This is a genomic window from Ruminiclostridium sufflavum DSM 19573 (assembly GCF_003208175.1).
Lineage (GTDB): Bacteria > Bacillota > Clostridia > Acetivibrionales > DSM-1351 > Ruminiclostridium > Ruminiclostridium sufflavum.
This window is the reverse complement of sequence record NZ_QKMR01000022.1, coordinates 15,516-27,388: the sequence shown is the minus strand read 5'-3', so window position 1 is coordinate 27,388 and position 11,873 is coordinate 15,516. Positions and strand designations below refer to the sequence as shown.

The window sequence follows — 11,873 nt, the reverse complement described above, 5'->3', positions numbered from 1 at the left end:
CGGTAATCAAATGCAGAATACAGACTTTTTAATGTTGTTAATTTTTGCACACCTTATGGGTGACTATGTATTGCAGACCTCAAATATTGCAAAGAAAAAGGCAAAATCCGCAAGGGGAATTGTTACTCATGGGATTATAGTTTTTTTTGCGAGTGCTGTATTTCTTGGCAATTATGGACTGATTGGGGAGATGGCTGCAATAACAATTTCGATAATCCATTTTGCCATTGATTATGCCAAAATGAAAACTAAAAAGTACTGCAAGCATGAATCAATACATAATATAGCAGATCAGATGCTTCATCTGTTGGTAATAATCATTTGCTACCTATTCTTTAAAGACATGCTTGAAGAGCCTGTAATAAAATTAAAATATATTGGAATGTGTAATTATCTGATAATTATTACTTATGTATCTACAGTTATAACAAAAAATATATTGTGTGATATATGTGAAAAAAGGCCGCAATGTAATTTTTTTCTTAAATATGAACGGATTTTTGATTTTTTCATAGTTCTAATTGCTGTGCTTTCATTTTTTAATGTATTAACGGGAGCAGCAGTATCTGCTATAGCTGCCACCGCCTTTTATCTGGCTGAAACTAAATATTTCAAGTATTCTCCAAGGCAGGCTGTGCTCAAGGCTGTTATATATATAGCTTTTGCCTGTGTATTCAGATTTCTTACGAATTATTAACGGCAGGGTTCATTACTGTTTATTTTGCCTGCTGTATCGGCGAAGTGGAGATTAGTATAATATTTTTCAAAAGGAGGGCAACGAATATGAGGGGACATAAAAGGAGTAGAATTATTTCACTGGCTGTTGCAGGAATTATGGTATGCCAAACGGGAATTGCTTCAGGGACAAAGGAAGCTCAGCAGTGGGCAAGAGAATTTATCAGTGAAGCTAAACAGGAACAAAGGCTGAATGATTACATAAAGCAGGGCTCAATCTTAAATGCTCTTGATAAGCCTATTTCCGAGGAAGATTATTTTAGACTTTTAACATGTTCTGTCAGCGAGGAAACTGCAGATATGCTTTACCGGCAGATGGCCTTTAATAATACTGGCGTAAAAAACAGCATAACACGTGAGGAAGCGGTAACTGCAGCCGGAAAAATATGCAGGCTCAAATCCTACAGTAAGGTTTCCTTTATTGACGGGCAGGATATAGCCTCTGATGCATATACATATATATCGGCATTTCAGGAGCAGGGTATTGTGGTTGGCTATAAAAACAAAAAATTTATGCCCAAAAATGAGATTACAGCTGCTGAAGCTATTGTCATAGTGTGTAAGCTGATTCAAAAAGGCTTTATTTCCTCAAACAGTGTTACTGATTTAGCGGCAGCTAAAAGCGGATATATAGAAGGGGAGGTTTTAAAGACTGACTTTTTCAGACCCGTAGGCTTATGCAGAGACAAAAATAAGGGGATAATCGTTGTGGACTCCTATAATAATTTGATACGAAGAATTTCAGATCAAAAGGTTGAAACAATTGCTGGGAAGCAGACAAGCAGCATTGACCTGTACGGGATACCAATAGGCGGATATATTAACGGAAGGAAGGATGAGGCGCTTTTTAACAAACCCTTGTTTGCAGCTGTGAATGCCAAGGGAGAGGTCCTTGTGTCCGATACTGAGAATAATTCTATCAGACTTATTTCAAATGGAAAGGTTGCAGCATTAAATAATGGGATATTAGCGGGATACAGGGATGGAAAGCTTGAAGCAGCAATGTTTAATAAGCCGTCAGACCTTGTTTTTGATGAAGCATGGAATATTTATGTCGCGGATACTCAAAACAATTGTATAAGATATATTGACATGCAAAAAAGCGAGGTAACCACGTTTGCCGGGATGCAGTCAAAATCCGGGTTAAAGGATGGACCGGCGGAAAATGCGTTGTTTAACAAGCCTGTGGGGTTGGCCTTGGATAAAAATGGAGTCCTGTATGTATCTGACAGCGGCAATCAGAGAATCAGAAAAATTGAAAAGGGGATTGTGTCAACAATAGCGGGAGCAGGAGACAGCTTGCTGGAAGGGACTGACTGCATAGAAGGCGGGTATGCGGATGGAATAAGGACACAGGCAAGATTCAATTTTCCGGGAGGAATTGATGTTAATGATAATGGGATAATTTTTGTTGCGGATACCGGAAATCATAGGATAAGAGCAATAACAAGCACTTCTGTCATTACCTTGGCAGGCAATGGTGAGGCAGCGTACTTTTCAGGCATTTCGAGGGCTTCATCCTTTAATGAGCCGTCGGACGTTCTGGTAAATGGTGATAAGGTTTATGTAAGTGATACCTTTAATTCAAAAATAAGACTGATAAATATTGACACAAGTTGGAAATGGGATTAAACTGTAATTATAAATGCAAATTATGTCAATATATGTACACGTGCTTTGTCGAGCGCTATCGGTTACTATCGTAAAAACAAATTATATATATAGTGTTGCTTTAAGTTCAGAATAGTGCAAAGAGATCTGTTAAAAATTAACTATTCGGTAATATACTTTACGTTAACTTTGTTCATCAAGGGGGCGGATTATGAGAAGTCATTCTATAAAGCTGGTATCCATGATTATGGCGATACTTTTTATTGTAACTTCAATTCAGCTGGTACCTGCATTGGCGGCGGAGGGAAGGACTGCAAAGATTTATGATTATACCGGCACAGTTACCGTAACAAGGGGAAGGACAAGTATAAAAGTATATAAAGGAATGAGGCTTAAAGAGGGAGATACTGTCAAAACGGGCGCAGATTCCATTGCATATATCGAAATTGACAGCGATAAGGTGGTTAAGATGGATTCATCTACCATTATTACTATAAGCAATATAAATGGTACTGACACAAACGGAAACATAAATATCAGCCTTACAAGCGGCAAAATATACAATGATATAAAGAAAAAATTAACTCAGAATTCCACATATAATGTCAGGACGCCAAATGCCGTAATGGGTGTAAGAGGGACTACCTTTGTTGTCGGTATTGCGGCGTCCGAAAACAGAACCAATGAGACAGAATTAACTGTTTTAGGTGGGACTGTGGCTTTTGCAACATCAAAAGATGAGACTTTAAAGGTATATGTTGAAATGAACCATAAGGCAAGTACCGCCGAATATACAGAAGAAAATTTACCTGTTGTGGGGGAATTGGACACTAAGGATTTAAGTCCGTTTGAATTGGCAGAAATAGTAAACAATGCCCAGCTGAAAGAGAATATAAGTGAGGTGTTGAAAAGAGAGGGCACAACTCTCGAAGAGGTTGTTGAAAAATCAGAAAAGCGAGAGAAAGAGCTTAAGGAGAAAGAGGCTTTAAACAGTTATGACTCCGCAGAGGCCAGCAATAATGAGAATGGCAAAGACGATATAAATTCCGGCAGCAGCGGTAACGCTAATGGCAATGCAGGAAATTCGGGGAATACGCCAAGCGGAAGTTCAAATAATACAAATTCTGACGGCAGCGGCAATGCCGGTGGCAATACAGAAAATTCGGAGAATACACAAAATGGGAATGACAGCGGAAATACCAATAATACGAATTCCGGCAGCAGCAGCGGTAACGCTAATGGCAATACAGAGAATTCAGGAAATACGCAAAACGGGAATGACAGCGGAAGTAACAATAATACTAATTCCGGCAGCAATGGTAATGCCAATGACAGTGCAGGCAATTCGGGAAATCCGCCAAGCTGGAATAACAGCGGAAATGGCAGCAGCGGAAATGGAGGAAATCCGCCAAAATGGAACAACAACGGGAAAAACAATGGAAATCAAGGCCTTGACTATGGCGGCTCTATATTGGAACAAATACAAAAGTGGCTGGAAGAGAGCAGATAGTATTTTTCTAAATTATAATACAGGGGACAGTTTTTGTTTATGTATGCAAGTACATTTACAAAATAACTGTCCCTTTTATTTGATTAGTAATTGTGTTAAATTGTAATATGTAATGTATTTTAATTTAAATACATTTTAATTATAAATAAAGATAAGGAGAAGCAAAATTATGGAAACCATAAATAGAGTTATTTTAATAGTGTTGGATAGCGTAGGCGTAGGCGAGCTTCCCGATGCAGGTGAATATGGAGATATTGGAAGCAATACTGTCGGAAACATTGTAAAGGCATGCGGAGCCATTAATATACCCAATATGAGCAGACTCGGAATTGGAAAGATAGAAGGTATCAACTACCTGTCTGTGCCCGAAAAGGTTGAAGGCTGCTATGGAAGAATGGCAGAGGTATCCAAAGGAAAGGATACAATAACAGGACATTGGGAAATAGCAGGATTACATCTTGATTATCCGTTTCCCACATACCCTGACGGTTTTTCTAATGATATACTGGATAGATTTGAGAAGCTGACAGGACGGGGAGTGCTTGCCAATTGTGCTGCGTCGGGAACAGAGATAATAAAGGAATTTGGCGAGGAGCATGTGAAAACAGGCAAGCTTATAGTTTACACCTCTGCTGACAGTGTTTTTCAGATAGCTGCACATGAAGAGGTTGTTCCTATTGAAGAGCTGTACAGAATATGCCAGATTGCCAGAGATATGCTTCAAGGGGAGAATATGGTTGGACGGGTAATAGCCAGACCATTTATAGGGCAACCCGGTAATTTCACACGTACTGCCAACAGACGGGATTTTGCCGCTGAACCTATAGCTGATACTATTTTAGACAAGGTTAAGCAAAAGGGGTTGGATGTCATAGCTGTAGGAAAAATTGAAGACATATTTTCTAAAAAAGGAATTACTGAAGCAGAGCATACCAAAAATAATATGAATGGCGTGGACGTTACACTGAAATATATGAAAAAACAAAATAAAGGCATTATTTTTACTAATCTGGTGGATTTCGATATGCTTTATGGACACAGAAATAATGCCGAAGGCTATAAGCAGGCTCTTGAGGAGTTTGACAAACGCCTTCCTGAGATTATTTCCTCAATGAGAGAGGACGATTTATTGATTATTACAGCTGACCACGGCTGCGATCCCACTACTGACAGTACAGACCATTCAAGAGAACATGTTCCGGTTTTGCTTTTCGGACACAGCATTAAGCAGGATATAGACTTAGGGACAAGAAAGACCTTTTCCGATATTGCCAGTACTATAGCTGATATATTTGGAATTGAAAATGATTTTGATGGAGAGAGCTTCTATCAAAAAATTATTTTAAGCAAGGTATAGTTCATATTTTATCAGGGGTTCCACATGAGGGCTCTATTTAATTAAAATATTATAAAGGATGAGGTTTAGAAGTATAGAATGTCAAAGCTGATATTGATAACTGGCGGTGCCCGCAGCGGCAAGAGCACATTTGCGGAAGAAAAAGCAAAAGAATGGGGTCGGAAGGTGCTTTATGTGGCAACCTCAAAGCCCATTGATGAAGAAATGAAGCAGAGAATAGCCAAGCATAAGGCACGAAGACCTTCTGAGTGGGATACTCTTGAGGAATATAAGAATTTGGATACGGCAATCTTAAATGTTTTGCAGGATAAGGATACAGTACTTTTGGACTGCATTACTATAATGATTACAAATCTTATGCTGGAAGAGGCCTGTGATTGGGACAGTCTGACAAGAGATAAGGTTGAGGAAATCGAGGATTTGATTCAGCATCAGATTGAAAGAATTATAAGCCTGTCAAAAATGACAGAAGCCTTGTTTATTCTTGTAACTAATGAAACGGGACTTGGCGTTGTGCCTGCAGCTGTTATGGGAAGGGATTTCAGGGATATTTCAGGCAGAGTGAATCAGATGCTTGCAAGAGCGGCTGACGAGGTTTACTTTTGTGTTTCCGGAATACCTATGAAAATAAAATAGTTTTATGAATTGCCGTTTGACTGTGGAAGCCAAACGGCTTTAGCCCGCTTTTGGCAGAAAAACATGAATATTTGCGAGAAAGGCCCAGAATATACAGAGAGGTGGAACAAAGTTTTGAAAGCAGCAATTAAAAGAATTGTACTTATGCTGCAGTTTTTCACAAGAATACCAATTAATTTAAGGCTTGGGGCAAGTGCTGAGGATTACGGAAAGGGATTGGTTTTTGCTCCGTTAGTCGGGTTAGTTATAGGGGCTTTATTAGGGACCGCTTCCTTCGTATTGCTGCATATATTTTCAAGGTCTATGACTGCTGCTGTCATTTTGGTTCTTTATATTGCAATTACGGGGGGACTTCATCTGGATGGCTTGGGAGATACCTTTGACGGACTTTTTTCTAACAGAACCAGGGAACGTATTCTGGAGATAATGAGAGACAGCAGAGTCGGAACAAATGCGGTGCTTGTGATAGTCAGTGTTCTGCTTTTAGATTATGCTGCGCTGTCTCAGGTAAGCGATACATATTTTTTCCGGATAATAATATTAATGCCGATGACAGGAAGAGCAGGGTCGCTTGTAAGTTCTGCGGTTTCTACCTATGCACGTAAGGAGGAAGGTCTGGGAAAGTCATTTATTGACTTTTGCGGCATAAAAGAATTAATTTTTGGCTTACTGATATATGTTATTATTAGCTTATTGACCCTTGACTTCAAAATGTGGATTGCATTAGCGCTGCCTCCTGTAAGTGCTTTCTTGCTTATAAAAGCATTCAGCAGGAAAATTGGCGGAGCAACAGGAGATATGCTCGGTGCGGTTTGTGAACTTAATCAGTGCATATTTCTTATCTTTTCATGTGCATTTTTAGGATAGTGTTTGTTTGGCCGGTTTACACAGATGCCCGCATTATAAATTTAGTGCAATGAAAGTACATAATTTTATAAAAAAAGAGCATAATCCTAATAGTACAGCTATATTTAAATTATTTTAGACGAATTCAAATTTTCCATTTAAAAATAGCAGGTGTTCGGTGTATCGATGGAAAATTGAAGTCAATTGCGGGTCAAGCCTTGTGACGATATTTATATCGTCTTTTCAGGAAAATTAAGCTTTTAAGCAGGTCTTGAACGTAGGTTTGGTAAGCTAATGCAAAAGGAGAATGCTGAATTATGGTTAAACCGATTAAAATCAAAAATATCGAGGACATTGAGAAGGTCAATGCAATTGTGACAAAATATGCTTTTGACATATGGATACATGGAAAAAGTGGAATGGCGGATGCAAAATCTATTTTAGGAATGTTTATTCTTAAGCTGAATGAACCGTTAACGTTGGTAGTTCCTGACGATGTGGATTACGGCAAGCTATTCAAGGAGCTGGAGCCATATCTGGAAATATACTGATATTCGTGAAAATAAATTATAAGATTTGAGACCGGCAGCAATGAGACAATAACAAATACAGACCGGAAGAACTGCATCAGCAGGCATAATTTGTGCCGTATTGCAGTTCTTTTGTTTTTTAAAGCTGTCATAAGCTCTATCGAGGTTGAAACCTTCGCGCCATAAAATAATAGAGGCGATGTAAGCAGAAGAGCTGCAATGCTTATTTAGCCGATAGTAATTGACTTGTATAAAAATACCATATCTATAATAGGAGAGAAAAATAAATTTTAGCATATGTATTGACAATTATTTAACAAGGATGTAAAATATATTTGTGATAGTTGTTAAATAATTAACACAACAGAAAAATGAAAAATAAGCTATTTGTAGACTCATTTTTTGCAAGGCTTATATTTTTAAACGATATTGTTAAAAAAATAACGATATCTGTATAGATGGTTAGCTACATGAATTTTAGAATCCAAAACGGAGGGCGATTACTATGTCAAAGAAAAATTTAGTGGTAAATAATGTAGAGAGTTTGCAAGAAAAACTAACTGAGATAAAGCAGGCGCAAAAAGTATTTGCAGAATATACACAGGAGCAGGTAGATAAAATATTTCTTGCTGCTGCATTGGCTGCCAATAAAAAGAGAATCCCACTTGCTAAAATGGCATATGAAGAAACCGGAATGGGAATTATAGAAGATAAGGTGATAAAAAACCATTATGCATCGGAGTATATATATAATGCTTACAAGGATACTCAAACCTGCGGTGTTCTTGAAAAGGATGAAGCCTTCGGGATAACTAAAATTGCCGAGCCTTTAGGTGTCGTAGCAGCTGTAGTACCTACAACAAACCCGACCTCTACCGCGATTTTTAAGGCATTGCTAGCTTTGAAAACAAGAAACGGTATTATTTTCTCGCCACATCCAAGAGCAAAGAAATCAACCATAGAAGCTGCAAAAATTATCCTTGATGCGGCAGTGGAAGCAGGAGCACCTAAAGGAATTATAGGCTGGATTGATGAGCCTTCAATAGAGCTTTCCGGAATTGTCATGAAGGAAGCAGACATAATTCTTGCAACAGGCGGACCCGGAATGGTAAAAGCAGCTTATTCATCAGGAAAGCCTGCAATTGGAGTAGGCCCCGGTAATACACCTGCTATTATAGATGACAGCGCAGATATAAAAACAGCAGTAAGCTCAATTATTATTTCTAAAACCTTTGATAACGGTATGATTTGTGCATCAGAACAGTCCGTTATTGTGTTAGACAAGGTTTATAACGAGGCAAAGAAAGAATTTATTCATCGCGGAGCATATATGCTGAATAAGGATGAGACTCAGAAGGTAAGAGAGGTCATTCTTATAAACGGTGCTTTAAATGCAAAAATAGTAGGCCAGTCAGCTCATACTATTGCCAAGCTGGCAGGCTTCGATGTCCCGGAGGATACAAAGGTATTAGTCGGAGAAGTTGAATCTGTTGAACTGTCAGAGGCATTTGCTCATGAAAAGCTCTCTCCTGTTCTCGCAATGTACAGGGCAAAAACCTTTGACGAAGCAATTTCAAAGGCTGAGAGACTTGTTGCGGACGGCGGCTTCGGACACACCTCCTCTTTATATGTAAATGTTGTAAGCGGCAAGGAAAAGGTCAATAAATTTACTGCTGCTATGAAAACCTGCAGAATTCTTATTAATACTCCATCTGCACAAGGAGGAATAGGCGATCTTTACAACTTTAAATTGGCGCCGTCACTGACATTGGGATGCGGTTCATGGGGAGGCAATTCTGTTTCGGAAAATGTAGGAGTTAAGCACCTGATAAATATTAAGACTGTTGCAGAGAGGCGTGAAAATATGTTATGGTTCAGAGCACCGGAAAAGGTCTATTTCAAAAAGGGATGCTTGGGCGTTGCATTGAGAGAGCTTAGGGATGTAATGAATAAAAAGAGAGCCTTTATCGTAACGGATTCCTTCCTGTACAGTAACGGTTATACAAAGGCGGTTACAAACCTGTTGGATGAAATGAATATCAGCCATTTCACATTCTTTGATGTGGCTCCCGATCCGACACTGGCTTGTGCAAAGCTTGGAGCACAGGCAATGATGGAATTCAAGCCTGATGTTATTATAGCTGTCGGCGGCGGTTCCGCAATGGATGCAGGGAAAATTATGTGGACCTTGTATGAACATCCTGAGGTTGATTTCCAGGATCTTGCCATGAGATTTATGGATATAAGAAAAAGAGTTTATACATTCCCCAAGATGGGTGAAAAGGCATACTTTGCTGCTGTTCCAACATCAGCAGGCACAGGCTCTGAGGTAACACCGTTTGCGGTTATTACAGATGAAAATACAGGAGTTAAGTATCCTCTTGCTGATTATGCACTTATGCCGAATATGGCAATTGTTGATGTAGACCTGATGATGCATATGCCTAAGAGTCTGACATCGGCTTCAGGAATAGATGCGTTGACACATGCTATTGAAGCTTATGGTTCCATGCTTTCCTCGGATTATACAAATGGCCTTGCATTGCAAGCCGCAAAGAGTATATTTGATTATCTTCCTTCGGCGTATGAAAACGGTGCAAAGGATCCTGCCGCAAGAGAAAAGATGGCTAATGCTTCTACAATAGCCGGTATGGCATTTGCAAATGCGTTTTTGGGTATTTGCCATTCAATGGCACATAAGCTAGGTGCTTTCCATCACCTTCCTCATGGAGTTGCCAATGCACTTCTTATAAATGAGGTTATGAAGTTTAATGTTGCCGAGGCTCCTGCTAAAATGGGTACCTTCTCACAGTACAAGTATCCGGAGGTGCTGAAGAGATATGCAGAAATTGCTTCTTTTGTAGGCATCAACGGTATTAATGATGAGGACAAATTTAATAAATTACTTGTAAAGATTGACGAGCTAAAGGCTAAGATAGGGATTCCAAAGACCATTAAGGATGCGGGCATAGATGAGGAAAAGTTCCTTGCAACACTGGATGAAATGGTTGAGCAGGCCTTTGATGACCAGTGCACCGGTGCAAATCCCAGATATCCTTTAATGAGTGAAATGAAGGAAATGTATATGAAGGTATATTACGGAAAGGAAAATGTTTCTGCCGGTGAGCTGGCAGGTTAGTTAAATTAGCCTCTCTCTAAAATATATTATATGTTCTTTAATCAAGAAATCGCTTATTCACTGAATAGGCGATTTCTTGGGATATAGGAGTTATTTACATGAAGAGCCGGCTTGCCCTAAAGAGCTGGGACAAGCGAATTTTCACAGGTATACCAGTGCGTGCCGCTGCTTATTAACAATAAATTATAAAATTGACTAAAACAACGGGTTGCTTTTAATCTGTTTTTAATTTGCATAGCTTGGCGGTTTCGTATATACTATTTTTTAAATCGTTGTCAGAGGGCGCTGTTAATGTGTAATTTATATACTATTTTTAAAATAATATATAGTTAGCTTTATATAAAGGGGAATATGCCGATGTGGATAAAAATGAAAGCTATCGGAAAAAAATTTAGTTGGGAAAAGGTATTATTTTGGTTTGTGTTTATTACATTGGTTGGGTCAACGGTCTTTTCGCTGGTGAATGTAATATTAGCTCCGTCAGGAGCGGTTACGGCAGTTGCACATGAAAAGCTCAGAAGTGATTATGTATTGATGCTGATTCAATGTATTATGGGAATAGTCATAATGTTTCTGCCATCAATGATAGAACGGAAATTGAAAATATATGTTCCGGGGTTTATGCATATTTTATTTGTGATTTTTTTATATGCTGCAATTTATCTTGGAGAGGTAAGGAGCTTTTATTATAAGGTGCCGCACTGGGATACTGTTTTGCATACTTTCAGCGGCGCGATGATAGGTGCTCTGGGTTTTTCAATTGTAAAGCTTCTGAATGATTCCGAAAAAGTAAAAATAAATCTCTCTCCTGTTTTTGTTGCTGTTTTCGCTTTTTCATTTGCTTTGGCTATAGGAGCTTTATGGGAGATATACGAATTTTCCTTTGACAAGCTTCTGGGGCTGAATATGCAGAAATCTGCTTTTGAAGACGGAACACCTATGGCGGGAAGAATGGCTCTGGCAGACACAATGAAGGACTTGATAGTTGATGCGCTGGGAGCTTTGGCTACAAGTGTTCTGGGTTATATATCTATTAAGTACAAAAAAGGATGGCTTGAGAATTTTGAGGTTCGAAGGCTGTTCAATAAGATGTGAAATATTCAGATAAGAAAAACAGGCTTAGGTCTGTTTTTTTTATTATCCGGATATTAATTAATAAGGCATAAACATGACTGCTTTAGCATAGCTGGGGGTTTTACAGGTGCTTTGCTTTTTGTCTTAATGGTAAAAAAGTGTGAGAAATATTTAACAAACATATGAAAAATGTATGAAAAAATAATAAAATTAACATACGGAAAAACCATATGAAAACCATAAAAATATTCTTTTTTCGACATTTTATATATAAATAGTGTATATTTATTGACATTAATTTATGAAATATATATAATAATCACATAAGAAGTGTGTTAAAAAAATAAAAAATTGCATGTTATTTTTTGGACGTAAAGTTGTTGGTTGATTTACTTGAAACTCACTTGATTAGACTAAAATGTGGTAAAAAACAAG

Annotated in this window: 9 protein-coding genes; all 9 read left to right on the top strand. The window is 38.4% G+C overall.

All coding sequences use genetic code 11. The annotated features are described in order from the left end of the window. The first annotated feature begins 10 nt into the window (after positions 1-10). The 9 genes from LY28_RS15430 (at position 11) to LY28_RS15390 (ending at position 11,459) form a co-directional block, all read left to right on the top strand. Complete coding sequence (locus tag LY28_RS15430; protein ID WP_110463080.1) at positions 11-697, top strand: DUF3307 domain-containing protein; 687 nt, start codon at positions 11-13, stop codon at positions 695-697. An 86-nt stretch (positions 698-783) separates the two neighbouring features. Next, a complete protein-coding gene (locus LY28_RS15425) occupies positions 784-2,367 on the top strand; it encodes an S-layer homology domain-containing protein (protein ID WP_110463079.1) in 1,584 nt (527 codons plus the stop codon). 190 nt (positions 2,368-2,557) lie between these two features. Continuing rightward, the gene (locus LY28_RS15420) at positions 2,558-3,856 is read left to right on the top strand and encodes a FecR family protein (RefSeq protein WP_110463078.1); all 1,299 of its coding nucleotides are present in this window, start codon (positions 2,558-2,560) and stop codon (positions 3,854-3,856) included. 169 nt (positions 3,857-4,025) lie between these two features. Continuing rightward, positions 4,026-5,213, top strand: a complete 1,188-nt coding sequence (locus tag LY28_RS15415; RefSeq protein WP_110463077.1) for a phosphopentomutase — start codon at positions 4,026-4,028, stop codon at positions 5,211-5,213. 78 nt (positions 5,214-5,291) lie between these two features. After that, positions 5,292-5,849 carry a bifunctional adenosylcobinamide kinase/adenosylcobinamide-phosphate guanylyltransferase gene (cobU, locus tag LY28_RS15410; protein ID WP_110463076.1) on the top strand — a complete coding sequence of 186 codons (558 nt, stop codon included), beginning with the start codon at positions 5,292-5,294 and terminating at the stop codon, positions 5,847-5,849. 114 nt (positions 5,850-5,963) lie between these two features. Further along, the gene (cobS, locus tag LY28_RS15405; RefSeq protein ID WP_278303784.1) at positions 5,964-6,716 is read left to right on the top strand and encodes an adenosylcobinamide-GDP ribazoletransferase; all 753 of its coding nucleotides are present in this window, start codon (positions 5,964-5,966) and stop codon (positions 6,714-6,716) included. Positions 6,717-7,012: 296 nt separating this feature from the next. Continuing rightward, a complete protein-coding gene (locus LY28_RS15400) occupies positions 7,013-7,246 on the top strand; it encodes an HPr family phosphocarrier protein (RefSeq protein ID WP_110463074.1) in 234 nt (77 codons plus the stop codon). Positions 7,247-7,730: 484 nt separating this feature from the next. Further along, on the top strand, positions 7,731-10,364 hold the full coding sequence (adhE, locus tag LY28_RS15395; RefSeq protein WP_110463073.1) for a bifunctional acetaldehyde-CoA/alcohol dehydrogenase: 2,634 nt from the start codon (positions 7,731-7,733) through the stop codon (positions 10,362-10,364). A gap of 357 nt (positions 10,365-10,721) precedes the next feature. After that, a complete protein-coding gene (locus LY28_RS15390) occupies positions 10,722-11,459 on the top strand; it encodes a DUF2238 domain-containing protein (RefSeq protein WP_110463072.1) in 738 nt (245 codons plus the stop codon). Positions 11,460-11,873 lie beyond the last annotated feature (414 nt).